The organism is Methylobacterium oryzae (assembly GCF_021398735.1).
Classification (GTDB): Bacteria; Pseudomonadota; Alphaproteobacteria; order Rhizobiales; family Beijerinckiaceae; genus Methylobacterium.
This window is the reverse complement of sequence record NZ_CP090349.1, coordinates 3,467,151-3,491,693: the sequence shown is the minus strand read 5'-3', so window position 1 is coordinate 3,491,693 and position 24,543 is coordinate 3,467,151. Positions and strand designations below refer to the sequence as shown.

The window sequence follows — 24,543 nt, the reverse complement described above, 5'->3', positions numbered from 1 at the left end:
CAGCTGCCGAAGACGACGACCAGCTCCCAGTCGGTTCTCTCTCTGGTCTTGGCCAAAGCGTACATGTTCGACCTCCTCGCGGAGCCCGATAGGCCGCAAGCGAATTCAGTCACCACGATGGAATGCAACGCGTCCGAATATTCAAACAGATTCTGCCGCGGATTGCAATTGTGCCCGGCGGCTCAACTCCGTACATAAATCAATACTTTGCCTCGCGGAACGGGCTCGCGCCCCGTCTTCGATGCAGAAATATCGCATCGCAGCAAGTATTGTCCCGCAACCCCGGCGCCCGCGCCGGTTCGGTCGCGGCGGCGTGAACGGGATCCGTCCGGCCGCGTTGCCCCGGTACGTCCGGAGAGGCGGCCTGGGGAAGCGCTTGAGGATTCGCACATGAAGACGCTGATCAGCCTGACCGTCGCCGGCCTCCTGGCGACAGGCGCGGCCGCCACGGCCGCGGAGAATACCGGGACCCGCATGCAGGGTTCGCCCAACGCGGCCGGCTACACGGGCCAGGGCGCGGCGGGCCAGGGCGCGACGGGCAAAGGCGAGACGACGGGCACGACGGCCGGATCTCCGGGCTCGGAGATGCCGAAGCAGGACGGCCGGATGAAGGGGCCGCCGAACGCGGCCGGATTCCAGCCCGGCGGCAGCGATGGCGGCTCGGCCGGAGCCTCCGGCCGTCGCTGATCCGGCCCTGCCCGGGGCCGCTGCCCGGCGGTCTCCAGGCCGGGGACCCGGCGTCGTGATTGATGCCGAGGCCCCGGCCGCGATAGGCCTGGACGGCGGCCGGACGGGCCGCGCAACCCGGAAGCTCCCATGAAACACGGCGCGCGCAACGACATCCCCGCCACGGTGACGGCGATCAAGCGCGGGGACGTGATGGCCCAGGTCGAGGTGGAACTAGTCGGCACCGCCTACCGCATGGCCTCGGTCATGACGGTCGACTCGCTGGAGGAGCTGGGCCTCAAGGAAGGCGACACCGTCCACGTGCTCGCCAAGGCGGTGAACGTGCTGCTGGTGAAGCCGTAGCGGCCTGCGCGGCCGGCATACCGCCGTCATCCCGTTGTCATCCCGTCGTCATCCGGCCGGCCTAGGGCGGCGCCTCCCGCCCACCCGACCGGCTGCGCTCACCCGATGGATTGGTTCGACCTGCCCGAAGACCCCCAGCCGCCGTCGGCCGCCGACGAGAGCCGGATGCGGCTCTACATCGCCGTGGGGCTGATCGGCATCGGCGCCCTCGGCATGGTCGGCGGGATGCTGCACATCCTCCCCGCCTGACGACCGTCCCGCCCGGCGACGGGCGCGGCCGCGGCGCGGGCGCCGTCAGGCGGCGCGATCCGCCACCGGCTCCGCCGCGCGCGCGACGCGGTCGGCCGGTCCGGCGCGCCCGAACCGCGCGTAGAGCGCCGGCAGCACCACCAGGGTCAGCAGGGTCGCGCTGATCAGGCCGCCGATCACCACGGTGGCGAGCGGCCGCTGCACCTCGGCCCCGGTGCCGGTGGCGAGCGCCATCGGCACGAAACCCAGGGAGGCGACCAGCGCGGTCATCGCCACCGGCCGCAGCCGGGTGAGGGCGCCCTCGCGGATCGCCGCCCGCAGCGGCCGGCCCGCGGCGACGAGCTGCTTGATGAAGGTCAGCATCACGAGGCCGTTGAGCACCGCCACCCCCGAGAGCGCGATGAACCCGACCGCGGCCGGCACCGACAGCGGCATCCCCCGCAGCCACAGGGCCGCGATGCCGCCGGTGAGCGCCAGCGGCACCGCGCTGAACACCAGGAGCGCGTCCCGCGCGCTGCCGAGCGCCGAGGTGAGCAGCAGGAAGATCAGGAAGAAGCACACCGGCACCACCACGGTGAGCCGCGCCTGAGCCGAGGCGAGGTTCTCGAACTGGCCGCCCCAGGTGACGTACGAGCCCGCCGGCAGGGTCACCTGCGCGGCGACCTTCGCCTGCGCCTCCGCCACCAGCGAGCCGATGTCGCGCCCGCGGACATTGGCGGTGACCACGACGCGGCGCCGGCCGTTCTCGCGGCTGATCTGATTCGGCCCCTCGCTCACCGAGAACTGCGCCACCTGCCGCAGGAGCACGGAGGCGGCCTTGCCGTTCGCGCCCGGGGGCAGGGGGACCGGCAGGTTCTCCAGGGCCTCCCGGTCCTCGCGGACCTGATCGGTCAGGCGCACGACGATCGGCACGCGCCGGTCGCCCTCGAACACGACCCCGGCGTCCCGACCGCCCATGGCGGCGCCGATCACGTCCTGGATCGCCCCGGTGCTGAGGCCGAGCCGGGCCGCCTCGGTCCGGTCGATCTTGATCTCGAAGACCGGCAGGCCGGTGATCTGCTCGACCTTCACGTCGTCGGCGCCCGGGATCCCGCGCAGGATCGCGGCGATCCTGTTGGCGGTCTCCAGCATCGGCTCGAAGGCGTCGCCGAACACCTTCACGGCGAGGTCGCCCCGTGTCCCGGCGAGCAGTTCGTTGAAGCGCAGCTGGATCGGCTGGGAGAACTCGTAGACGTTGCCGGCGAGCTCGCTCAAGGACGCCTCGATCCGCTCCTGCAGTTCGGCCTTCGACAGGCCCGGGTCGGGCCAGTCCGCCTGCGGCTTGAGCATCACGAAGGTGTCGGAGGAATTCGGCGGCATCGGGTCGGTGGCGACCTCGGCGGTACCGGTCTTCGAGAACACGTAGGCGACCTGCGGGAACTTGGCGATCGCCCGCTCCACCTTGAGCTGCATCGCCTGCGACTGGGTGAGGGAGGTGGACGGGATCCGTGTGGCGTTGAGGGCGATGCTCTTCTCGTCGAGCTGCGGGATGAACTCGGTCCCGAGCCGGGTGGCGAGCAGCCCTGCGCCCGCGAGGAGGAGCAGCGCCGTCCCGACGAACGGGGCGGGCGCCCGGATCGCCGCCGCGAGGACGGGCCGGTAGAGCGCCTTCAGGCCCCGGACGAGGGGGTTCTCGGCCTCGGTGACCCGGCCGGTCAGCGCGATGGCGATCAGGGCCGGCACGAAGGTCAGCGACAGCACGAAGGCCGCCGCCAGGGCGAGGATGACGGTCAGCGCCATCGGCTGGAACATCTTGCCCTCGACCCCCGTGAAGGTCAGGAGCGGGACGTAGACCAGCATGATGATCGCCTGCCCGTAGAGGGACGGCGCGATCATCTCCTCGGCCGAGTCCCGCACCGTCTCCAGGCGCTCCTCCAGCACGAGCGGCCGCCCGAGGGCGTGCTGCCGCTCGGCGAGGTGGCGCAGCGCGTTCTCGGTGATGATCACCGCCCCGTCGACGATGAGCCCGAAATCCAGCGCCCCGAGGCTCATCAGGTTCGCCGAGATCCTCCCCTCGACCATGCCGGTCACGGTCATCAGCATGGCGGCCGGGATGACCAGCGCGGCGATCAGCGCCGCCCGGATGTTGCCGAGCAGCAGGAACAGGACGACGATCACGAGGGCCGCGCCCTCGGCGAGGTTCCTGCCCACCGTGCGGATCGTGGCCTCGACGAGCTGCGTCCGGTCGAGGACGGTCTGGACGACGATGCCGGGGGGCAGGGCCCGCCGGATCTGGTCCATGCGGGCGTCGACGGCGGCCGCCACCGTACGGCTGTTCTCGCCGATCCGCATCAGGGCGGTGCCGATGACGGTCTCCTGCCCATTCTCGCTCGCCGAGCCGGTGCGCAGGTCGCGCCCGATCCGCACCGTGGCGACGTCGCGGATCCGCACCGGCACGCCGCCGCGGCTCGCCACGACGACGTCGGCGATCGCCTCCGGACTCTCCAGGCGGCCGGCCGCGCGCACCACGTAGCTCTCGCCGTTATCCTCCAGGTAGCGGGCGCCCTGGTTCGCGTTGTTGGCCTGGAGCGCCCGGGCGACGTCCGCGAAGGACAGGTCGAGGGCGGTGAGCTTCGTGGGGTCCGGCTGGACGTGGTACTGCTTCTCGAAGCCGCCGATCCCGTCGACGCCGGCGACGCCGGGGACGGACTTGATCTGCGGCCGCACGATCCAGTCCTGCACCGTGCGCAGGTAGGCGACCTGCTCCAGTTCCGTCCTGAGCGCCTGCCCCTCCGGGGTCCGGTAGCTCCCGTCCGGCTGCCAGCCCGGCCGGCCCGCCGGCACGGCCGCGCGCTCAGGCAGCGGCGCGTACTGGACCGACCACATGTAGATCTCGCCGAGCCCCGTGGAGATCGGGCCCATCCGCGGCTCGACCCCGGAGGGCAGCTCCTCCCGCACCTGGGCGATACGCTCGGCGACCTGCTGGCGGGCGAAGTAGATGTCGAGGGACTCGGCGAAGACCGCGGTGATCTGCGAGAAGCCGTTGCGCGAGAGCGAGCGGGTGTACTCGAGGCCCTTGATACCGGCGAGCGCCGTCTCGACCGGGTAGGTGACCTGCCGCTCGACGTCGGCCGGCGACAGGGACGGGGCCAGGGTGTTGATCTGGACCTGGTTGTTGGTGATGTCGGGCACGGCGTCGATGGGCAGCCGCGTGAGCGCGGCGGCGCCGAAGGCCGAGGCCAGCAGCACGAGGAGCAGCACCAGCCAGCGCTGGCGGACCGAGACGGCGAGGATGCGGCTGATCATCGTCCGTCTCCTCAGTGGGCGTGGCCGGCGTCGGCCTTGCCGAGCTCGGCCTTCAGCAGGAACGCGTTGCCGACCGCGATCTCGGCACCGGGCTCGAGCCCGGCGGTGACCTCGAAGGCCTCGTCGTCGGAGCGGCCGAGGGTGACCGGCCGCTTCTCGAACCCCTCGGCCGTGCGCGCGAAGATGACGCTCCGGCCCTCGACGGTCTGGACCGCCGCCTTGGGGATCCGGACCGGGACCGAATCCTGCGCGATCTCGACCTCGGCGGTCACGAAGGTGCCCGGCCGCCACGCGAAGTCGGGGTTCGGCAGGGCGACCACCACCCGGGCCGAGCGCGTGTCGGGGTTGAGGAAGGGGCTGACGAAGATCACCCGGCCCTCCGCCCGGCGCTCCGTCTCGCCCGTCCGGCCGGGCGTGACCGTCACGCGGGCGCCTTCCCGCACCTGGGCGAGGTCGACGGTCGGCACCGACAGCTCGATCCAGACCGTGGAGAGGTCCGCCACCGTGTAGAGGTCGGCCGGATCGCCCTCCTTGCCGACCGCCGTGCCGACATCGACCTTGCGCTCGACGATGCGGCCGGCGAGGGGCGACCGCAGGGGGTAGCGGCGTAGCGTCGACTGGTTCGGGGTGGCCTCGTCGCGCTTCTGGGCGGCCGCCACCTCGGCGGCGTCGAGGCCGAGCGCCGACAGCTTCTGGCGGGCGAGGTCGACCCGGAGCCGGTTCTCCAGATAGGCGGCCCGGGCGGTCTCGAACGCGGCCTCGGAGGCGCTGCGCGAGGCGAGCAGCTTCTGCTGGCGCTCGAAGTTGATCGTCTGCAGCTCGGCCTGGACCTGGGCGGTGAGGTACTCGCTCTTGGCGTCGGCGACCTCGCGGCTGTCGAGGATGGCGACGACCTCGTTCGCCTGCACGGCGTCGCCGAGGCGCTTGCGCATCTCCGCCACGGTCCCGACCACCCGGGCCGGGACCCGGGCAATCCGGTCGGTGTCGGGCGTGATCGTGCCGGGGACGAGGAGGTGGCGCGCCAGCGTGCCGCCCTCCACTCTGCGCGTGACGATGTCCTGGCCGGCGACCTGATCGGGCCGCATCCGGATCGTGCCCGCCTCGTGAGGCTCGTCGGCGCCGTGCTCGTCGCCGTGCTCGTCGCCGTGCTCGTTGCCGTGCGCGTGGTTGTGGTCGTGGCCGGCGTGATCGTCGCCCGCGTGCGGGTCGGGCGCGGCTTTGGGCCGGTCCGGTGCGGCCGCCGCGTAGCGCTGATCGTGGTCGTCGGCCGGGGCTCGGGCGAGCCCGACGGACGCGAGGGTCTGCCGGAGACGGTCGGGCAGGGTCGGGGCGCCGGGGGCGGCGGCGCCGAGGGCGAAGCCGGCGGCCAGGAGTGCCGCGGCGGCGGCCACGGACAGGATGATGCGCATGGGAAAGCTGCTCGGCCGGGAGGGCGGGGTGCCGCGCGCGGCGGTCCCGGAGGGTCCCGTTCAGGTGTCGCGTGGGGGTGAACCCGGAGCCGGTTCGGCATCCGGGCGGAGCGCCGCCCGCGGGCGGCGTCAGCTCACGCGCGCGGAGGCCGCGGCAGGCGGTCGGGACTGACGGAGGGACGGCCCTGGGCGAGGGCGCCCGGCAGCACCCGGCCCGGGGCGGCCGGGGGCGCGATCTCGGTGGCCTCCAGGCGGGCCGCCTGATGGCAGCCGCAATGGAGGTGCTCCGAGAGGCCGGGATCGACGGTCGCGGGCGCCGCCGGCGCGTCGAGGGCCGGGCCCTGGCCCCGGTCGTGGTGGCCGCCCGCGTGGAAGGCGAGATCCGCCGCGAGGCCGACGCCCGGAGCGGCGACGGTCAGCGCCAGGACGAGCGCGAGCGCGCGGGCGGCGAGCGCCCACCAGCCCCGCGCCCCGGCCGGGCGCCTATGCCGAACCCCGAAGGTCATCGCGGCCCTTATGATCCATCCGAGGCCGGGGGCACAAGGTCCGGGGTGCCGGCCCCGGACCCCTCAGGCCGCCAGCTTGAGGACCCACTGGTAGAAGTCGGCCCAGGTCTCGGCCTGGGCCGGCGGCTCCGCGGCCGGGGACCGGTCGGGCTCGGCCGCGGCCCGGTCGCGGACGTCCCGGGGGGCGCAGCCGAACTCCGCGCGGAAGGCCTGGGTGAAATGCGCGGGGCTCTCGAAGCGCCAGCGATACGCCACCTCGGAGATGCGGGCGAAGCGCCCGTCGCCGGTGGCGAGGTCGCGGTAGGCGCGGGCGAGCCGGCGCTGCCGGACGTAGCCGGAGACCCCCCCGAGGGGGACGAACAGCCGGTAGAGGGCGCTCCGCGAGACGCCGAACCGCCGCCCGATCGTCTCGGCGGACAGGTCCGCGGAGGCCAGCTCGGCCTCGATGAAGCGCCGGATCGCGACGAGCAGAGGCGCCCGCTCGGGCGGCTGCGTGCCCCCTCCGTCCTCCGGCAGGCCCAGGGTCGCCGCGCCGAGCAGCGCGGCGGTGGCCTCGGCCGCCGCCGCGGCCTCCGGCTCCGAGAACCCGGTCGCGTGCGCGCTCAGGGAGTGCAGGTGGTCGCTGAGCATCCGGCCGAACGGGGTCGCGCCCCGGATCACCGAGCCGTGCAGGGCGTCGAGGCCGCTCTGCCGGGATCCGAAGAGCGGGCGCGGCAGCACCACCGTGATGGCTTCGTAGTCCGTGGAGGCGGCGGAGAGCGGCTGCGACAGGTCGAACAGGCAGATGTCGCCGGGGGCGCAGTCCCGCTCCCGGCCGCCGATCGTGACCCGGGACTGCCCGGAGACGCGCATGTGGGCGACGATGTGGTCGACGCCCATCCGGGCGGTCAGGGCCCGCGCGCGCACGAACCGGAGCCCGGAGGCGCGGGCGCTGCAGACGATCGCGGTGCCGAGGTGACGGACCCGGGACTGCCCGCGGAAATCGGGTAGGTCCTCCCGGCGGATCGTGAAATCCCAGAACGGCGCGACGGCGTCGCGCCAGTCGTCGGCCTGACGATGACCCGGGCTCTCGCCCCTGAGCTGCAGGATCGGTTTCGGTCGCATCGCCCGTGTTAGTCCTGACCGGGCGCGGCCCGGTCACGCCGACAATATGGCGATTCTGTCTGCCCAGAAAAGTGGCACTCCGTTCCAATCACCGGACTCCGCGCCGTGCCCCGTCCCGGCGCGGTCGGCGAGAGGCCGGCAAGGGGCCGGCAAGGGGCCGTGAAACAGAACGTCCCGCAGGCCGGGTGGCCGCGGGACGGTGAGTTGCACGGTTGTGAGGATCGAGGGCTTCGACCCTTATGGTTAACCGGCGGTTACCGGCCGCTCGGGGCCGCGCCGCTGCCGGTGGCGCCGTTGCCGGTGCTGTTGTCGCCCGCGGGGGCGCCGGGAGACGAGGTGTTGCCGTTGGGCGTGCTCTGCGCGGCGGCCATCCCGGCGCTGCCGGCAACGAGGGCGAGGGCGAGCAGGGCGGACTGAACGGTGCGGCTGGTCATGGCTCTCCTTGGATCCCGAGCGGGGTCTCGACGCGGGTCGTCGCCGTGCCGGCTTGTGCCGGCGTCGGCTGGAGAACCGCACCCCGGCGGCGCCCGTTCCCGCCGGGGCCGGGCCGGCGCGAATCGGCCGCAGCCGCCCGCGGCCGCGCGTCGGGAACACCCGCGAATCCCGCGAGCTTGTCCGAGGGTCGAGACCGGGAGCGTGGCGTGAAGGTGTTCCGGATCATGCAGGCGGCGACGGGCGCGATTCTCTGGAGCGGTGCGGCGCTCGATCCGATGGCCGCCCTCGACGCGATGGCGCGCGCCGCCGGCTTCCGCGACCGCACGCGGATCCCGAACCATCTGCGGGCCGGCGGCCTCCACGTCGAGGAACTGCAGGCCTGATCCCGCCGCGCCGGCGGACGAGTCCAGAGGGAGACCATGACCAAGCTGTTCATCGCGCAGGTGCGCGACGCGGGCGGCGAGCGGCCGCTCGTGACGGTCCGGGCCGAGGCCGAGGGCGAGGCGCGCCTGTTCCTGGCGGCCGCCTATCCGGACGCCGAGATCGCCCACGTCGCCGAGCCCGGCGACTGGACGAGCGACGCCGATACCGGATCCCGGGCCGGGGACATCCGCGAGCATGCCGGCGTCGCGTGGCAGGCCCCGTCCAGCCTGGCGGACTGAGGCGCGTCCGCCGGGCCGCGGTGCCCGTCCCGGCCGCCGGGGCCGGTGCGTACCGGGAGAACCTGAGGAGAACTTGGAGAGAACCTGGGAATAGCCTGGGGAGAATCCGGCGGCGCCGACAATTCAAGCGATCCCGTTCACGCGTCCCTAGGGCTCCGCACCGACGGTGGTGCATGCGTTCCGCCGATCCGACACCGCGCCTGTTCGCGGCCGCGGCCGCCCTCACCGGCACCGGGATCCTGATGTGCCGGACCGAGCCGTCCTGGGACGGGATCCTGATCGGCCTGTTCTGCCTCGGGCTCTGGGCCCTCGGCACCCTCGCGGCACGGCCTGGCCGACCGGTGCGTTCCGCGCCGCGGATGCGGCCCATCGTGCTGGAGGCGGTCGTCGTCGAGACGCCCCGGTTCCCGCCGGAGCTGCTGCCCGCGCCCCGGCCCCCCGCGGCCCGGGACCGTGCCCTGGCGGGCCCCTCCCGCCTGCCGGAGCTCCCGTCGCACCGGCAGCGCGTGGTCGAGCGCTACACCCGCAGGCGCGGTTGAGCGCGGTGAGGTGGCCGACCACACCGCGAGGGCGTCGCGACGGCCGACCGGCGCGACGCCCTCGTGGGCGATCCGGAGACGATCCCGGACGCCGACGACGCGGTGGGCGAGGCGGCCTGACGGAGCCAGGACGGCGTCCGACCACCGGGCGATGCCCGTCCGCGCGGGATGTTGGGGGCGAGCGCGAGAGGCACCGCGCGGGATCGCCCGCGGGCCGGACCGATCTGGTATGGATCGCGCTCGACGCGTCGTACCGAGAGAGGCCGGCGCCCGGGATGCTTGCGCCACGCCCGTTCCGGCGGCGCGCGGGTCCCGTGATCGGACGGGAGATCGCCACATGGCCACGCCCGAGACCCAGGCGCCCTACCGGCTGCAGTGCATGATCCACCGGGAAAGCGCCGGCGGCATCATCATCCACGACGAGCAGATTCCCGGGCCCCTCGTGGAGGCGGCGGTCGCCGCCGCCAAGGCCCGCTTCGCGGAGCTGCGCGCCGGCCGCGCGGGCTCGGCGGCCCTGCGGGATTCCGCCGGGCGGGTGGTCTGGTCGGCCCGGCAGGACGCCGCGACGCCCGGCACCGGGGGATCGGCAGGCCGGTAGGCTTCGGACCGACGCGCCGTCAGGTGAGGTGGCGCGGCTCCAGATCGATCACGGGGCCGCCCACGTCGAAGAACTCGTCCTCGTACGGGAGCGCCTCGTCCAGCTCCTCGGCCTCGCGCCGCCCGAACGGGATGACCGCGGACAGGATCCCGAGGCAGAGCGCGCCGGCGACGAAGGCAATCAGGATCGCGATGCTCATGACGGAACACTCGGGCGTCGCCGGCGGCGGAGTCGGGCCACGGCGAGACTAAGGCCCGGCTCGCGCACGCCGCAACCGAAATCGCCGCCCGTTCGCGCCGGATCGCCCAGCCCGCACGGCGGGCGCGGCCGCAGCGCGCGGCACGGGCTCGCCCCGCGATCTCCGGAAGACCGGGAGGCCGCCCCCGGTCGCGGAGCGCGTCCGGGCGATCCGGGACGGGCCTCACCGCGGCGTCGAAACCTGATCCTGCTGCCGGTCGACCGCGTCGCGGACGCCGCGGCCGGCCATGAGGATCTCGGTCATGAACGCCGCGATCGCCGCCACGGTGCAGACCAGCGCCGCTCCGAAGCAGGCGAACAGGACGGACGCGGTCGCCGCGTCGCGCAGCGCGCCGACGAACAGCGTGAGCACGGCAAGACCGATCAGGCCGCCCGCCAGCGAGGCCAGGACCACCGCCACGTCCAGCACGAAGGAGCGCCGCCGCAGGAAGGTCAGCCGGCGGGCGAGGCGACCGGCCTCGGCTTCCGTCGCCCGGGCGGCCTCCGCCGAGAGGCTGTCGACCTTGTCGGAGATCCGGCCGAGGCGGGTCGAGAACACGTTGAGCAGCGTCGCCAGCGCCGACAGCAGGAAGGCGGGCGCGAGCGCCACCTGGATGATGTGGGCGATGCTGTCGGGCTCGGTCGCGCTGAGGGAGAAGCCGAACATCGGCGGGCTACGCGGGCGGACGCGCCGCGCCCCGCCTCCGCCGGCCGCCGGGACGGACGGCTGCGCGGCTCCGGACCGGGCGGATCACCACAGGAGGCCCTCCGCCTGCAGCCCGGCCACGAGCAGGCACAGCGCCGAGAGGAACGCCACCGCGAGATACGGGGCCGGCGTGTCGGTCATCGAGGCCTCCCGGCCGGCGCGGGGCCGGCATCCCCGATCCCGGTCCGGGCCCGGAGGGCCGGCATCGAAGGCAGCGCGACGGGGTGCATGCGCGTCTCCTGAAATCTCCACCGACGACGAGGCCGGCAGATAGGGCCTGCGGCGCGCCGGAAAAGCCGCGGCCGCCGCGCCGCCCCGGCGCGGCGGCGCCTTCTCCACAGGCCGGGAGACCGGCGCCGCGCCGCCGCCGATCCCCCGCGAGATCTGCCGGTTCCGAGGAGATCGATCCGGCCCCGGCGGCGCGCCAAGACCCGGGGATGCGCGATCAAGACTCGGGCCAGTCGGGCGGCCGGTTTCATCTGTGCAGATCCGTGGCCAGACGCGCGAGTGGTGCCCGCACAGAGGCGCGATGGCGTCCGAAAGCCCCGCAATACGGGACGGGATCGCGCGAGATCTGCGGCGCCGCCCGCACCCGCGCGCCCGGGGATGCGCGGGCACCACCCGTAAATTAATGTTAACCGCTCGCGGGATCGCGATCGGGCTTGCGGGCCGCCGACCGGTAGGATTTATTAAACCTCGAAGCTTCCTGGTTGGTCCTGGGAACGTTCACCGACAAACTGAAGCCCCGTCCGCTCGAGCGCGACGGGGCATTTTGTTTCTGGAAACATTCGGATACCGAAGTTCTTCTCGGGCTAGACCAGTCGATTTCGCGATGTGCTCCAGCGCACCCGGCTGTTTCGGGGTCAAAGACCCGATTCCGAGCTGTTGCAGCGATGCACTATCGCCCCGGCATGTCCTGGCGTTCTGTCCGCCCCGCACACATCCCGCCCAACGGGAGACAGAGGACCAGATGATCAAGAAGCTTCTGCTCGCGAGCGCCGCCACGGCTCTCCTGACCGGCGCCGCCTCGGCCGCCGACCTGCCGCGCCGCGCCGCCCCGCCGCCGGTGTTCACCCCCGTCCCGGTCTTCACCTGGACCGGCGCCTACTTCGGTATCAACGCCGGCTACGCCTTCGACGCCAGCAGCAACAACACCAACAGCTTCGGCGTGCCCGCCCCCTACGGCAACGGCACCACCGCCTTCTTCAGCCAGCGCAACCAGGAAGGCTTCACCGGCGGTGGCCAAGTTGGCTACAACTTCCAGTTCACCCCGGGCTCCGGCATCGTCGTCGGTGTCGAGGCCGACGCCCAGTACCTCGACTTCGGCCGCAGCCGGAACAACGCCTTCCTCGTCGGTCCGCTGGCCCCCGGCTACTACGTCACCGACCCGCGCGGCCTCTCCAGCCTCGACTTCTTCGGCACCGTCCGCGGCCGCATCGGCTACGCCTTCGACCGCGTCCTCGTGTACGGCACCGGCGGCTTCGCCTACGGCTCGGGCAGCGCCGACCGCTCCTTCGGCGGCTATGCCGGCAACGACAGCTTCCGCACCGGCTACGCGGTCGGCGGCGGCATCGAGTACGCCCTGCCCACCGACTCGTTCCTGAACTTCTTCCGCTCGAACGCCGTGACGCTCAAGGTCGAAGGCCTGTACGTCAACCTCGACCGCAACACCCGCAACCAGGGTGCGTTCGTCATCAACGCCGCCAACAACTTCCCGGTGGTGTACAACAACATCGGCCGCCGCGACGACGAGTTCGCCGTCATCCGCGCCGGCCTGAACTACAAGTTCGGCTCGTACTAAGATCCACCCGCGCGCCGTCCCGACCACCGGCACGGCGCGCGGGCCTCTGGACAGGCCGCATCCCCTCTCGACCTGAGCATCCCCAGCCCGATCAAACTGGCCGCTTGAGCCGAGGAGCGTCCCGGGAGCCATTCCCGGGACGTCTTGCGTCGGGGGCGAGGGCCCGCCGCGGCGCGCCTCAGGCGTGGACCGCGTGCTCCAGCTGCGCCTTCGACATCCGCGACCGGCCGGGCACGTTCTGCGCCCGGGCCTTGCGCATCAGCGCGGCCTTGGTCGTTTCCACCTTGCCGGACGCCTTGGCGGCAGACTTGCCGGTCGTCTTGCCGGACGTCTTGCCTTCTCCGGACGCCTTGGTGGACTTGCCGTCCTCGCGCGCCGCGGCGGCCTTCTCGGCGGCGGCCTTCGGCTGCTTCGAGAACTGCTTGCCCTTCCGGGTATCGGCGCGCTTCTTGGCCGTGCTGGCGGCGTATTCCGTGTCGGTCAGGCTCTCGCGGGCCTTCTTGGGCAGGTAGCGCTCGCCGGTCTTGCCGCTCTCTTTGCCAGACTTCGTGCCCCACTCCTCGTCGGTCCATTGCTGGAGATGGTTGTCGGCCGACTTCTTGCCGGCGTAGCCGCCGCCTTCCTTCTTGTATTCGGCGGTCGCGACCTGCGCCTTGCGCGCCGACCACTGGCCGGGCTTCCCGCCCTTCTCGGACTTCGTGACCTGCGTCTTGACCTTGTCCCACAGTTTCGGGTCGGTCTTCTTGGCGGTTCCTGACATCGGCGCCTCGTGAAAAAGATTTGGCAGACAACACGGGCCCTGCGGCCGTGTTCCTGCGGCGCGTTCGCCCGACCCGCACCCTCCCGCATCTCCACCCGCGCAGCGTCCGCCGTCGTGGCCGGGGCCGCCGGATACGCCGGCCGCCTGACGGGTTGGCCCTCAGGGGATCAGGCCCATCGCGAGGGATGCAGCATGGCGGACACGCCGGACGACACCCAGGCCGAGCGGATGCCGCACGGCGAGCCGGAGCGCGCGGGCCTGGCCGACAGCCCCCGCGACACCGCAACCGGCACGGTCAGGCCGCAGGACGGCCCGATGGAGCGGGCCGGCACCGAGAAGGAGGAGGCGCGCCAGGGCGGGACCAGCCTCGGCGCGGAGCGCGACCGGCCGGGCGGAGGCCGGGGCTGAGCACCGCCATCGAGACAGCACGCGAGAGAGGAAGACGCAGCATGCAGATCCGGCACAAGCCCCTGCGCGAGCAGATGATCGTCATCACCGGCGCCTCCAGCGGGATCGGCCTCGCCACGGCCCGGGCGGCCGCCCGCTGCGGCGCCCGCGTCGTGCTGGCGGCCCGGAACGGCGCCGCCCTCGACGACATCGTCCGCGACATCCAGGAGCGCGGCGGCGAGGCCCGGGCCGTCGTGACCGACGTGTCCCGCCGCGAGGATGTCGAGGCGCTGGCCGCAGAGACCGTGCGCGCCTACGGCGGCTTCGACACCTGGGTCAACAATGCCGGTCTCTCGATCTTCGGCCGCCTCGAGGAGGTTTCGGACGAAGACCATCGCCGGCTGTTCGACGTCAATTTCTGGGGGATCGTCTACGGCTCGACGGTGGCGCTGCAGCACCTGAAGCGGACCGGCGGCGCGCTGATCAACCTGGGCTCCGTCGCCTCCGACCTCGCCTTGCCGATCCAGGGCATGTACTCCGCCTCCAAGCACGCGATCAAAGGCTTCACGGACGCGCTCCGGATGGAGCTCCAAGAGGAGGGCGCCCCGGTCTCGGTGACGCTCATCAAGCCGGCCTCGATCGACACGCCGTTCCCGGAGCATGCCCGGAACTACATGGCGCAGGCGCCCAAGCTGCCGCCGCCGGTCTACGACCCTGCCGACGTCGCCGACGCGATCCTGTACGCCGCGGAGCACGGGCCCCGCGACCTCTACGTCGGCGGCGGCGGCAAGCTGATGAGCGCGCTGCGCAAGCGGGTCCCCGCGGCGACCGACTGGATGGGCGCCCAGGTGATGTCGCGGAGCCAGACGGCGGGCGCGGCCGGCAAGCGGCGGGACGGCGCCCTCCACGCGGCCGGCCGCGACGGGGCCGTGCGGGGCGGCTCGCCCCATCACGTCATGCGCAGCGCCTACACCCGGGCCTCGATCAACCCGGTCCTGACCGGGATCCTGCTGGCGGGGGCCACCGCGGCCGCGGCCTCGCTGCTGGGCCGCGCCGACCGCCGCTAGAGCCCCGCCGCGGCGCCCGCCCCCGCGCGGGCGCCGGCCGGAATGTTTGTTTCTAGACGATGATGGCGGAGGTCAGCCGACATTCAGGCCCGATGACCATTCTGACCGGGTCTTGCGCCGGGCCGAACTGGCGCGGAGCCGAACAGAAGGTCTGATGATGATGCACGTGAAGATGATCGCGGCCGCCGCGGCTGTCGTCGGCGGCCTCGGCCTGGCCTCCGCCGGCGCGGCGCCCCTGGCGCCCGCCGGCGCCGATACGCTCACCGGCCCCGCCGCGGTCAGCACCGTCGCCTTCGGCTGCGGCCCCGGCTGGGCGCCCGGCCCGTACGGGCGCTGCCGGCCGATCTACCGGCGGCCGCGCTTCTACGGCCCGCGCTGCTTCTTCCGTCCGACCCCGTGGGGACCGCGGCGCGTCTGCCGCTAAGGTCGCGCAGGCACGCATCCCGACGCGCGGGTCCGGCGCCGAACCGTGACCCGACCCGCGGGTTGATCCAGGGGCAGGTCCCGTCTCCGAGGAGGCGGGGCCTGCCCCTTCCCGTTGGCGGTGATGCGGGCCGGCAGCGCCGGGGATGCCACGACCGGGACCGCGGACGGTCCCGCTCCGGTTGGACATGGCCATGGCCCAGGATCAGAGCGGCGGCGCGAACCCCTCGGCGGCGGAACGGGCGGCGGCCGAGCGCGTCGCCCGCAAGCGCCTCGGTCCGGACGGCTGCCCGGAACCGGCACCCGACCGGTGATCGCCGTCCGGACAGGCCCGCCGGAGCGAGGCCGCGGCGCCGGACCGCCGGGCGCCTCCGGGGCGGCCGGTCGCGACGCGCCACCGGCCCGAGAGGCTTCCCGAGTAGCGCCCCGAGTAGCGCCCCGAACATTCGCGTGCCCGGACGCGGGAATAAAGCCCGCCGCCGCCCGGTTCCCGATTGTGTGGCACAAGGCTGCAGGCAGGAGCGCGAGGGCAGGGACCCCATGGCTTCGCAGGCTCTCGACGGGGCGGGCCCGGCCCAGCCGCCGACATGACGACCCTGGCGCGCGCGCGCTTCAGCCAGCTCGTTCTCCCGCGCTTGGACGAGGGCTACCGGCTCGCGCACTGGCTCACCGGCAACGCCACCGACGCCGAGGACGTGATGCAGGAGGCGTGTCTGCGCGCCTACCGGGCGATCGAGGGGTTCGCCGAGGGCAATGCCCGGGCGTGGTTCCTGACCATTGTCCGCAACACCGGCTATTCCTGGCTGCAGCGGCACCGGCCGCGGGCGGTGGTCTTCGCCGACGACCTCGCCCCCGAGGCCCGCGCCGAGCTGGAGATCGGGGGCGCCCTGACCGAGGTCCCGGAGACGCCCGAGGCGACCCTCATCGCCCGCGACGACGCGGGGCAGCTCGCCCGGGCGGTCGAGGCCCTGCCGGTGGCCTTCCGCGAGGCGCTGGTCCTGCGCGAGTACCACGGCCTCAGCTACCGGGAGATCGCCACGGTGACGGGGGTCCCGATCGGGACCGTGATGTCGCGCCTCGGCCGCGCGCGGCAGCACCTGCTTGCACGGCTCGCGAAGGACGGGCGATGACCGACGACGAGACCCTCCTGCTCCTCAGCGCCTACGCGGACGGCGAGCTGTCGCCCGGCGAAGTCCTGGCCATGGAGCGCCGTCTCGCGGCGGATCCCGACGCGTGGGCCCTGGCGGAACGCCTCCGCGACCTCTCGGCCACCCTGCGCGGGCCCCTCGCGGGGCCGCCCGCCCCGGAATCCCTGCGGGCGCGCGTGATCGAGCAGATCGGCTTCACCGACCCGCCCCCGTCGCGCGGCCGCCTCGGAGGCCCGCTCGGGACCCGGCTCGGGTCCTGGGTCGGGACCTGGGTCGAGGCCTGGCTCGAATCCTGGCGCAGATCCCGGCAGGCGCTGGCCGCGACGCTGCTCGTCGGCCTCGTCGGCGGGGCCGCGCTCGGCAGCGGGATCGTCTATCTCGACCGCCCCGACGGCGCCCCGGATACCGGCGCGGCCGTGCTCGCCGGCCATCTCCGCGGCCTCGCGGCGCCCCAGCCCTTCGACGTCGCCTCCTCGGACCGGCACGTGGTGAAGCCCTGGTTCAACGGCCGGACCACCCTCGCGCCCGAGGCCCCCGACCTGTCCGACAAGGGCTTCCCGCTGGTCGGCGGCCGGGTCGACATCGTCGGCGGAACCCCCGTGCCGACCCTGGTCTATCGCCGCGACAGGCACGTCATCAGCGTCACGGTGGTCCCCGCCGCCGACGGCCCCGGCGCCGGCGAGGAGCGGCGCGACGGGTCCACGATCGAGCGCTGGCACCTCGGCGACCTCACCTACTGGGCGGTCTCGGACCTCAACCGGCGCGACCTGCGCGCCTTCGCCGACCTGTTTCAGTCCCGGACCGGGGGCCCGCCGGGATAAGGCGGGAATAAGGGACGCCAGTTTCGGGTTATTACTGATATCGTGATGTCGATCCGGCGAGGATCCCAGCGTGATCAGTCAATCCCACCTGCACACCCGCAGAGCCGAAACGATATCCGGGATCGGCTCCGCCCAGGAGCGGCGGGTTCAGGCCGGCGGCACCCCGGCCTTCCCGGACCCGACCCTCGTGGAGGCGGCGCTCCATCTCCTGGCGGAGCATCTCGAGCAGGGGCTGGCGGTGACCGACCGGTACGGGCGGGCCCATTTCCTGAACCGCGCGGCGCAGGCCTTCGTCACGCGCGGCCTCCTGTGCCTGGAGCACGGCGGCCTGCGCGGCGCGACGCCCGAGGACAGCGCGGCGCTGCGCCGGGTCATCGCCCGCTGCGCCGCGGGCCATCGCGGCGGCTCGGTGCGATTGGAGGGCGCGGGCGGGACGCTCCTGGTCGCCGCCTCGGCGATTCCTGGGACGCTCGGCCCGATCGGCGAGGGCGCGGTTCTCCTGCGTCTCACCGACCCCGGGACCCCGCGCCTGCCGGATCCCGGCATTCTCCAGGACCAGTTCGGCTTCACGCCCGCGGAGGCGGCCCTGGCCGTCGACATCCTGGCCGGGAACGACCTCGCGGCGAGCGCGACGCGCCGCCGGATCACCCGGAACACGGCGCGCGTGCACCTGCGCCACCTGTTCGAGAAGACGGGGACGCGCCGCCAGGCCGAGCTGGTGCGCCTGCTCCTGCTCTGCCCGCAGCCGATCGCGGACGCCTAGCGCACTCCGGCAAAAATATTCGCGCCGCGCGCCACCCTTAATCCGAACGGAGGATGCGCATAGTCCGCATTAAAGCGACGCTGATCCGGCCGATCGTGGACAAACCACGGATCTTTCGGCGCAACGGAGGCTGGATCATGATCCTCTCGTTCCTGAAATCTGCCCGGAAGAGCCGCATCGCGGCGCGAAATCTTCGCATTCTCTCGGCCCTCGACGACGAGATGCTGAGCGACATCGGCCTCGACCGGCGCGCACTCCGCACGTTCTGCGAGAACGGCTGCGCGCACGTGCCGCCGCCGCCGAGCCAGGCCGAGACGCCCCGGGCCCTGATGATACCCGGTGGGCTCGGGATCGCCTTCCGCTGAACGCCCGCCGCACCGCCCGCTGCACCGCCTCGGGTCCGGCCGGACCGCTCAGATCTCGACGCAGATCTTGCCGAAGTGACGGTTGCTCTCCTGGTGGCGGAACGCCGCGACGAGGTCGTCGAGGGGGAAGCGGCGGTCGATGACCGGCCGCAGCCCGCAGGCGTCGATGCCGCGGATCATCTCGATCTGGTGGCGCCGGCTGCCGACCAGCACGCCCTGCAGCCGGATCTGCTTCAGGAGCGCCGGCACCAGCGGCAGCTCGCCCGCGACCCCCGAGAGGATTCCGATCACCGAGACGTGGCCGGCGACCCGCGCGGCGGCCATGGACTGCTCCAGCGTCGCCGGGCCGCCGACGTCGAGGACGTGGTCGACGCCGCGCCCGTCGGTCAGGCGCCGGGCGGTCTCGCCCCAGGCCGGGTCGGTGCGGTAGTTGATGACGTGGTCGGCGCCGAGACCGCGCAGGCGCTCCAGCTTGGCGTCGCTGGAGGAGGTGGCGATCACCGTGGCCCCCGCCGCCTTGGCGAATTGCAGGCCGAACAGCGACACGCCGCCGGTGCCCTGCACCAGCACCACGTCGCCGCTCTTCAGGCCGGCATCGGCGTGCAGCGCCCGCCACGCGGTGAGCGCGGCGGTGGTCAGCGTCGCCGCCTCGGCGTGGTCCCAGCCCCGCGGGGCGCGGGTGAAGGCGGTGGCGGGCGCGGTTACGCCCCCGCGGGCGTAGCCGTCGACCCCGTCGCCCGGCACGGTGGCGAAGCCCTCGACGCGCGGCGTGCCCTCCAGCCAGGTCGGGAAGAACGTGCTGACCACCCGGTCGCCCACGGCGAACTCGGTCACGCCCGGCCCCACGGCCTCGACCTCTCCGGCCCCGTCGGACATCGGGATGCGCGGCTCGCTCGGGCCCCACATCCCGCTGACCACCGCGTAGTCGTGGTAGTTGAGGGAGCTCGCCCGCAGGCGGACGGTGATCGCGCCGGGCCCGGGCTCCGGCACGGGCCGCTCGCCGAAGGTCACCGCGTCGAAGCCGCCGCCGGGCTGGACGATCACGGCCCGGGCTGTCGATCCGGTCATGGTGCACCTGTCGCTCCGCGGCCTCGGCCGCCGGGAGGCGGACACTGGCAGGCCCGGCGCGCGCCGTCGAGACGACGGGGCCGGGCCGTCCGCCGCGGGGCGGGGAGGGCGGCCCGCGCCGCGCGCCCGCAACCCCGTCCCGCCCGCGCCGCCCTTGCCGCTGCGCCGCGCCGGCGCCAAGGTCGCGGATCCCATCCCGTCCGTAGAGGGAGGACAGACCGTGTCGACCGAGCGCGTCGTTCTGACCGAAAGCATAGCGCCGACAGCGTCCAGGATCTTCACCCAGGCCGGGATCGGCGCCATCCGGCAGCTGTCGCGCGCGGTCAGCCCCGGGGACGCCGGCGAACTGGCCGACGTCACCGTCCTCGGCATCCGCTCGCGCACGCAGGTCACCGCCGCGCTTCTCGACGCCCTGCCCGACCTCGCCGCCATCGGCTGCTTCAGCGTCGGGACCAACCAGGTCGACCTCGAGACGGCGCGCGCCCGCGGCCTGCCCGTGTTCAACGCGCCGTTCTCGAACACGCGCAGCGTCGCCGAACTGACGATCGGCGAGATCGTGATGCTGCTCCGGCGCATCGTGCCGCGCTCGGTCGCGGCCCATGAAGGCGGCTGGGACAAGTCGGCCACCGGCGCCTTCGAGGTGCGCGGCAAGACGCTCGGCATCGTCGGTTACGGCAATATCGGCGCGCAGCTCTCGAACCTCGCCGAGGCGATGGGCATGCGCGTCATCTTCTACGACCTCACCGACAAGCTGCGCCACGGGAACACCGAGCCGGCCGAGAGCTTCGAGGCCCTGCTCGCCGTGAGCGACGTGGTCAGCCTGCACGTCCCGGAGACGCCGCTGACTCACGGGCTGATGGGCGCGGAGCGGATCCGCGCGATGAAGCCGGGCGCCTACCTGATTAACAACAGCCGCGGCACGGTCGTGGACCTGGACGCCCTGGCGGTGGCTCTGCGCGACGGTCACCTCGCCGGGGCCGCGATCGACGTCTTCCCGGTGGAGCCGACCTCCAACGCCGAGCGCTTCGTCTCGCCCCTGCAGGGGCTGCCGAACGTGATCCTCACCCCCCATGTCGGCGGCTCGACCGAGGAGGCCCAGGACCGCATCGGCGCGGAGGTGGCCCGCAAGCTGGTCGACTACGTCCAGACCGGCTCGACGCTCGGCGCCGTGAACTTCCCGCAGGTCCAGCTGCCGCCGCGCCTGTCGGGTGCGCGGTTCCTCCACGTGCACCGGAACGTGCCCGGCGTGCTCGGGCAGATCAACGCGATCTTCTCGGGCCGGTCGCTCAACATCGACGCGCAGTACCTGCAGACGGACGGCGAGTTCGGCTACGTCGTGGTGGACGCGTCCGTGCCGCCGGGCGAGGCGGACGCGGTGCTCCGCGCGCTGCGGGCCATCGACGGCACGGTGCGGACGCGGCATCTCCGGCCGGCGGCGTGAGGATCCGCGCGCCGCGCCGGACGTCGGCGACGGGTCGCGCGGATCCTCACGCCCGCAGGGCAGGGTTCGGCGCGGACACGACGCCCCCGCGCCCGCCGGCCGGCGACGCGCCGGTCACGGTCGCGGCAGGGTGTGCAGCGCTCGCAGGAAGGCGTCGACCTCCGCGCGGGTGTTGTAGAAGGCGAGCGAGGCCCGCACCGACTGGTCGACTCCGAACCGGCGCAGGGCCGGCAGGGCGCAGTGGTGGCCCGAGCGCACCGCGATGCCGTGACCGTCGAGGTGGTGGGCCACCGCCTCGTTCGTCTGCCCCTCGATCACGAAGGACATCACGCTCGCCTTCTCCCAGGCCGTGCCGATCAGGCGCAGGCCCTTCACGTCGGCGAGCCCGCCCTGCGCGTAGCCCAGGAGGTCGTGCTCGTAGGCGGCGATCGCCGGCATGCCGATAGCCGCGAGGTAGTCGAGCGCCGCTCCGAGACCGACCGCCCCGGCGATGTCGGGTGTGCCCGCCTCGAACTTCTCGGGCGCGCCCTTGTAGACGGTCTTCGCGAAGGTGACGTCCTCGATCATGTGGCCGCCGCCCTGCCAGGGCGGCATCGCCTCCAGCAGGTGGGTCTTGCCGTAGAGCGCGCCGATGCCCGTCGGCCCGAACACCTTGTGGCCGGAAAAGACCAGGAAGTCCGCGTCGAGGGACTGCACGTCCAGCGGCATGTGCGGCGCGGATTGCGCCGCGTCGACCAGCACCGGCACCCCGTAGGCGTGGGCGAGCTGGATGATCTCCCGCACCGGGTTCACGGTGCCGAGCGCGTTGGCCACCTGCGTCACCGAGACGATCTTGGTCCGGCCGGAGAGCAACGCCGCGTATTGCTCGAAGATGATCTCGCCCCGATCGTTGACCGGGATCACCCGGAGCGTCGCCCCGGTCTGCTGCGCCAGCAGCTGCCAGGGCACGATGTTGGCGTGGTGCTCGATGGTCGAGACGATGATCTCGTCGCCCGGGCCGACATTGGCCCGGCCGTACGAGTTCGCCACGAGGTTGATCGCCTCCGTGGTGCCCCGCAGGAAGACGATGTCGTCCTTCGTGGGCGCGTTGAGGAAGCGGCGCACCGCCGCGCGGCCGCCCTCGAACAGGTCGGTGGCGCGCGCCGCCAGAGTGTGGGCGGCCCGGTGGATGTTCGAGTTGTGCCGAGCGTAGAACTCCGAGGTCGCGTCGATCACCCCTTGCGGCTTGTGGGTGGTGGCGGCGTTGTCGAGCCAGACCAGCGGGTGGCCGTTGACGCTCTGGTGCAGGGCCGGGAAGTCCCGGCGGACATGCTCCACGTCGAAGGGCGCCGCCACCGGGCTCGCCCCCTGCGCGGCCAGGCGCGGCGCCGGGCCCGGGTCGCGGGCCGGTTCCACCCGGGGGCTCGCCGGCGCCCTGCGGGCCGGGCCGGGGCCGAGGTTCAGGAAGTAGTAGTCGCCGGCCGACGCCTCGGGCACCCGGGACAGATGGCCGGTCCGGGCGAAGCGCTCCTGCGCCGCATCGCGGCCGGCCTTCGACGGGTCGGCCGGCACGAGAGTCGGCGCGAGGGCGTGCGCGAAGGCGTTGGCGCGGGGATGGTCCGCGGCGATCTGCCGGTGCAGCTCCGGACCGCCGGGCAGGGCGGCCGCCAGCGCCGGGGCGCTGGCGAAGGAGAAATCGGGCAGCACGGGGCGCGGGCTCGCCGGGTGGACCGGCGGGATCGCCCCGACATCGGCGAGGGCCGGGCTCGCGGGTGCGAGGTTCGGCACGGTCGGGCCGGAGAGGCCCGGCAGGCCGACCGGCGGCGCCCCGAAGGAGCGCGCCGCCAGCGCGGAGGCGTCGGGCGGCAGGCCGGCGGGCTGGCCGCCCGCTGGGGCGGAAGGGACGCCCAGGGGCGCACTCGGCAGCGGCGCGCCGCCCGGGCCCTGGGGCAGGCTCTCGAGGGCCTGCGGGACCTGGGGGCCGGCGGGGAGCGCCGGCGCGAAGGGCCGGCTCGCGGCCTGACCCTGCCCGTAGATCTCCCGGGCGAGGCGTCCGACGAGATCCGCGTGGGCCAGCTCGCCCGGGCTCGCCCCGGGCAGCCCGAGGGCGACAGCCTCAGGCGTAGTCATGGTAGTTGCCCAGCAGCACGTTATCGAGGCGGGCGATCGCGTCCTCGACCAGCACGGCGGCCGAGAAGTAGCGGGTCACGAGGTGCGAGGCGATCGAGTGGTCGTTGGTGCCCATGTAGCGCACCGACAGGCCGGGCTCGATCTCGCCGGTCACGCCCGATTTCTGCAGGCCGACCACGCCCTGCTCGCCCTCGCCGACGCGCAGCAGCAGGATCGAGGTGGTCTCGGCCCCGGTCACCGGGTCGAGGTCGATCGGCAGCTTGTCGCTCGGCACCAGCGGCACGCCGCGCCACGTGATGAACGGCGCGCCGAACAGGTGGACGACGACCGGCGGCACGCCGCGGCGGGTCGCCTCCCGGCCGAAGGCCGCGATGGCGCGGGGATGGGCCACGAAGAAGGCGGGCTTCTTCCAGACCAGGGTCAGCAGCTCGTCGAGGTCGTCCGGGGTGGGCGGGCCGCCGCGGGTGGGGATGCGCTGGCGCGGGCCGACCTCGCCGAGAAGGCCGAACTGCGCGTTGTTCAGGAGCTCCCACTCCTCGCGCTCCTTCACGGCGTCGACCGTGAGGCGGATCTGCTCGCGGAGCTGGTCGATCTCGTTGGAGTAGAGATCGGTGACGCGGGTATGGGTGTTGAGGATCGTCTGGATGGTCGAGAGGTGGTACTCGCGCGGATCGACCTCGTAGTCCACGAAGGTCGTCGGCAGGCGCGGCTCGCCGGTATGGACCGCCAGCAGCTCGATCCCCTGCTCGCCGTAGGAGTTGGTGTGACCTTTGAGGCGGTCGCGCTCCTCGCGGTACTGCGCGATCTTGGCGCGGATCTCCTCGCTCTCCACCGCGGCGGCGTCGAGGGTCAGGAGGGTCACGGCCGACAGGGCCTTCACGGCCGGGGCGGGCGCGCGCTCACCGGCGAGGCCCGCATCGCCGAAATAGTCGCCCTTCGTGGCGAGCCCCTGGCGCAGGCGACCCTTGTAGGGGCCCGACAGGGTCAGCTCGACGGTGCCGTCGGCCACCACCGTGAGGCTGCGGCCGGCGGAGCCCTCCTCGTGGATCACCGTTCCGGCCTTGTGCCGGCTCTCGGTGAACTTGGCCGCCAGCGCCGCCAGCTCGGCATCGCCCAGCCGGCTGAACAGCGGCACGGCCCGCAGGGAGGCGGGACGGATCACCTTGCCGTCCCCCTTGTCCTCGGCGACGAGATCGATCCGGCCGGGGCGGGCCAGCACGACGGCGCGGCGGTTGACGCGGTAGACCCCGCCCGCCACGTCCACGAAGGGCAGGAGCCGGAGCAGCCAGCGCGGCGTGTTGGCCGCGTTCTGGACCGAGGTGACGGTCGCCGTCGCAAGATTGCGTGCCGCCGTGGCGCTCACGCTCAGACCCGGTCCACTCATCGTTCGTCCTCACTCCATCCAGGATTTCAGGCGCGCCGCGCCGATCCGCGCGGCGGCGGTGCGCCCCGCAGCCTGTGCGGGGCGGACGCAAGTCGTTCCGATCAGAACGCGACGACGATCGCTACTTGAGCGGCCGCACCGTCAATCAAATCATGTATTCTCTAGCAGTCCGACAGCCATCGTCGAACGCTCGGCCGGGCCGACTTCATCGTTGTTCCGGCGATGTCTGGATAAAGTCTGATTCGCC

The 24,543-nt window shown here is 73.3% G+C and carries 27 protein-coding genes; 16 read left to right on the top strand and 11 right to left on the bottom strand.

What is annotated here, in order from left to right; translation table 11 throughout:
• Window positions 1–390: 390 nt before the first annotated feature.
• From LXM90_RS16645 to LXM90_RS16635, 3 genes are all read left to right on the top strand, one after another.
• Entirely contained in the window at window positions 391–687 is a 297-nt protein-coding gene (locus LXM90_RS16645) for a hypothetical protein (RefSeq protein WP_234080802.1), read from the top strand.
• A 129-nt stretch (window positions 688–816) separates the two neighbouring features.
• The gene (locus LXM90_RS16640; RefSeq protein WP_020095100.1) at window positions 817–1,029 is read left to right on the top strand and encodes a TOBE domain-containing protein; all 213 of its coding nucleotides are present in this window, start codon (window positions 817–819) and stop codon (window positions 1,027–1,029) included.
• A gap of 105 nt (window positions 1,030–1,134) precedes the next feature.
• The gene (locus LXM90_RS16635) at window positions 1,135–1,278 is read left to right on the top strand and encodes a hypothetical protein (RefSeq protein ID WP_020095101.1); all 144 of its coding nucleotides are present in this window, start codon (window positions 1,135–1,137) and stop codon (window positions 1,276–1,278) included.
• Between the two features lie 45 nt (window positions 1,279–1,323).
• Here the strand turns inward: LXM90_RS16635 and LXM90_RS16630 are convergent, their stop codons facing one another.
• From LXM90_RS16630 to LXM90_RS16610, 5 genes are all read right to left on the bottom strand, one after another.
• On the bottom strand, window positions 1,324–4,563 hold the full coding sequence (locus LXM90_RS16630; protein WP_234080801.1) for an efflux RND transporter permease subunit: 3,240 nt from the start codon (window positions 4,561–4,563) through the stop codon (window positions 1,324–1,326).
• A gap of 11 nt (window positions 4,564–4,574) precedes the next feature.
• Entirely contained in the window at window positions 4,575–5,972 is a 1,398-nt protein-coding gene (locus tag LXM90_RS16625; RefSeq protein WP_234080800.1) for an efflux RND transporter periplasmic adaptor subunit, read from the bottom strand.
• 134 nt (window positions 5,973–6,106) lie between these two features.
• The gene (locus LXM90_RS16620; RefSeq protein WP_020095104.1) at window positions 6,107–6,478 is read right to left on the bottom strand and encodes a hypothetical protein; all 372 of its coding nucleotides are present in this window, start codon (window positions 6,476–6,478) and stop codon (window positions 6,107–6,109) included.
• Window positions 6,479–6,541: 63 nt separating this feature from the next.
• A complete protein-coding gene (locus LXM90_RS16615) occupies window positions 6,542–7,582 on the bottom strand; it encodes a helix-turn-helix domain-containing protein (RefSeq protein WP_020095105.1) in 1,041 nt (346 codons plus the stop codon).
• 254 nt (window positions 7,583–7,836) lie between these two features.
• Window positions 7,837–8,016 (bottom strand): hypothetical protein, encoded by a 180-nt coding sequence (locus LXM90_RS16610; RefSeq protein WP_020095106.1) that lies wholly within the window; start codon window positions 8,014–8,016, stop codon window positions 7,837–7,839.
• 207 nt (window positions 8,017–8,223) lie between these two features.
• Between LXM90_RS16610 and LXM90_RS16605 the strand changes: the two genes are divergently transcribed.
• The 4 genes from LXM90_RS16605 to LXM90_RS16590 all read left to right on the top strand — a co-directional run bounded on the left by LXM90_RS16605 (window position 8,224) and on the right by LXM90_RS16590 (window position 9,816).
• Window positions 8,224–8,400: a hypothetical protein gene (locus LXM90_RS16605; RefSeq protein WP_020095107.1), complete on the top strand. Its 177-nt coding sequence runs from the start codon at window positions 8,224–8,226 to the stop codon at window positions 8,398–8,400.
• 36 nt (window positions 8,401–8,436) lie between these two features.
• Window positions 8,437–8,679, top strand: a complete 243-nt coding sequence (locus tag LXM90_RS16600) for a hypothetical protein (RefSeq protein WP_020095108.1) — start codon at window positions 8,437–8,439, stop codon at window positions 8,677–8,679.
• 173 nt (window positions 8,680–8,852) lie between these two features.
• Entirely contained in the window at window positions 8,853–9,218 is a 366-nt protein-coding gene (locus LXM90_RS16595; protein ID WP_020095109.1) for a hypothetical protein, read from the top strand.
• A 337-nt stretch (window positions 9,219–9,555) separates the two neighbouring features.
• Window positions 9,556–9,816: a hypothetical protein gene (locus LXM90_RS16590; protein ID WP_056530699.1), complete on the top strand. Its 261-nt coding sequence runs from the start codon at window positions 9,556–9,558 to the stop codon at window positions 9,814–9,816.
• A 19-nt stretch (window positions 9,817–9,835) separates the two neighbouring features.
• On the opposite strand, the gene LXM90_RS16585 is transcribed toward LXM90_RS16590, so the two are convergent.
• Together LXM90_RS16585 and LXM90_RS16580 are read right to left on the bottom strand one after the other, a co-directional pair.
• Window positions 9,836–10,015: a hypothetical protein gene (locus LXM90_RS16585; RefSeq protein WP_020095111.1), complete on the bottom strand. Its 180-nt coding sequence runs from the start codon at window positions 10,013–10,015 to the stop codon at window positions 9,836–9,838.
• A 222-nt stretch (window positions 10,016–10,237) separates the two neighbouring features.
• The gene (locus LXM90_RS16580) at window positions 10,238–10,720 is read right to left on the bottom strand and encodes a DUF2721 domain-containing protein (protein ID WP_020095112.1); all 483 of its coding nucleotides are present in this window, start codon (window positions 10,718–10,720) and stop codon (window positions 10,238–10,240) included.
• A 1,009-nt stretch (window positions 10,721–11,729) separates the two neighbouring features.
• On the opposite strand from LXM90_RS16580, the gene LXM90_RS16575 reads away from it, so the two are divergent.
• The gene (locus LXM90_RS16575; protein WP_234080799.1) at window positions 11,730–12,560 is read left to right on the top strand and encodes an outer membrane protein; all 831 of its coding nucleotides are present in this window, start codon (window positions 11,730–11,732) and stop codon (window positions 12,558–12,560) included.
• A 178-nt stretch (window positions 12,561–12,738) separates the two neighbouring features.
• On the opposite strand, the gene LXM90_RS16570 is transcribed toward LXM90_RS16575, so the two are convergent.
• On the bottom strand, window positions 12,739–13,320 hold the full coding sequence (locus tag LXM90_RS16570; RefSeq protein WP_234080798.1) for a hypothetical protein: 582 nt from the start codon (window positions 13,318–13,320) through the stop codon (window positions 12,739–12,741).
• Between the two features lie 192 nt (window positions 13,321–13,512).
• Here LXM90_RS16570 and LXM90_RS16565 point away from each other — a divergent pair, with 192 nt between their 5' ends.
• From LXM90_RS16565 to LXM90_RS16535, 7 genes are all read left to right on the top strand, one after another.
• Window positions 13,513–13,728, top strand: coding sequence for a hypothetical protein (locus LXM90_RS16565; RefSeq protein ID WP_020095116.1), 216 nt, complete (start codon window positions 13,513–13,515; stop codon window positions 13,726–13,728).
• Between the two features lie 41 nt (window positions 13,729–13,769).
• Entirely contained in the window at window positions 13,770–14,774 is a 1,005-nt protein-coding gene (locus LXM90_RS16560) for an SDR family oxidoreductase (protein ID WP_234080797.1), read from the top strand.
• A 157-nt stretch (window positions 14,775–14,931) separates the two neighbouring features.
• Window positions 14,932–15,198, top strand: a complete 267-nt coding sequence (locus tag LXM90_RS16555; RefSeq protein ID WP_026605238.1) for a GCG_CRPN prefix-to-repeats domain-containing protein — start codon at window positions 14,932–14,934, stop codon at window positions 15,196–15,198.
• A 586-nt stretch (window positions 15,199–15,784) separates the two neighbouring features.
• Window positions 15,785–16,327 (top strand): sigma-70 family RNA polymerase sigma factor, encoded by a 543-nt coding sequence (locus LXM90_RS16550; protein WP_020095120.1) that lies wholly within the window; start codon window positions 15,785–15,787, stop codon window positions 16,325–16,327.
• A complete protein-coding gene (locus tag LXM90_RS16545) occupies window positions 16,324–17,166 on the top strand; it encodes an anti-sigma factor family protein (RefSeq protein ID WP_020095121.1) in 843 nt (280 codons plus the stop codon). Before LXM90_RS16550 ends, LXM90_RS16545 begins: the two co-directional genes overlap by 4 nt.
• Window positions 17,167–17,236: 70 nt before the next feature.
• Window positions 17,237–17,929 carry a helix-turn-helix transcriptional regulator gene (locus tag LXM90_RS16540; protein ID WP_020095122.1) on the top strand — a complete coding sequence of 231 codons (693 nt, stop codon included), beginning with the start codon at window positions 17,237–17,239 and terminating at the stop codon, window positions 17,927–17,929.
• Window positions 17,930–18,066: 137 nt separating this feature from the next.
• Window positions 18,067–18,294, top strand: a complete 228-nt coding sequence (locus LXM90_RS16535) for a DUF1127 domain-containing protein (protein WP_234080796.1) — start codon at window positions 18,067–18,069, stop codon at window positions 18,292–18,294.
• Between the two features lie 48 nt (window positions 18,295–18,342).
• Here the strand turns inward: LXM90_RS16535 and LXM90_RS16530 are convergent, their stop codons facing one another.
• Entirely contained in the window at window positions 18,343–19,362 is a 1,020-nt protein-coding gene (locus LXM90_RS16530; RefSeq protein WP_020095125.1) for a zinc-dependent alcohol dehydrogenase family protein, read from the bottom strand.
• A gap of 220 nt (window positions 19,363–19,582) precedes the next feature.
• Here LXM90_RS16530 and serA point away from each other — a divergent pair, with 220 nt between their 5' ends.
• Window positions 19,583–20,803, top strand: a complete 1,221-nt coding sequence (gene serA, locus LXM90_RS16525) for a phosphoglycerate dehydrogenase (RefSeq protein ID WP_020095126.1) — start codon at window positions 19,583–19,585, stop codon at window positions 20,801–20,803.
• 114 nt (window positions 20,804–20,917) lie between these two features.
• Here the strand turns inward: serA and LXM90_RS16520 are convergent, their stop codons facing one another.
• Together LXM90_RS16520 and LXM90_RS31915 are read right to left on the bottom strand one after the other, a co-directional pair.
• Window positions 20,918–22,912, bottom strand: coding sequence for a family 2A encapsulin nanocompartment cargo protein cysteine desulfurase (locus LXM90_RS16520; protein ID WP_020095127.1), 1,995 nt, complete (start codon window positions 22,910–22,912; stop codon window positions 20,918–20,920).
• Window positions 22,899–24,296, bottom strand: coding sequence for a family 2B encapsulin nanocompartment shell protein (locus LXM90_RS31915; RefSeq protein WP_026605239.1), 1,398 nt, complete (start codon window positions 24,294–24,296; stop codon window positions 22,899–22,901). Before LXM90_RS31915 ends, LXM90_RS16520 begins: the two co-directional genes overlap by 14 nt.
• Window positions 24,297–24,543 lie beyond the last annotated feature (247 nt).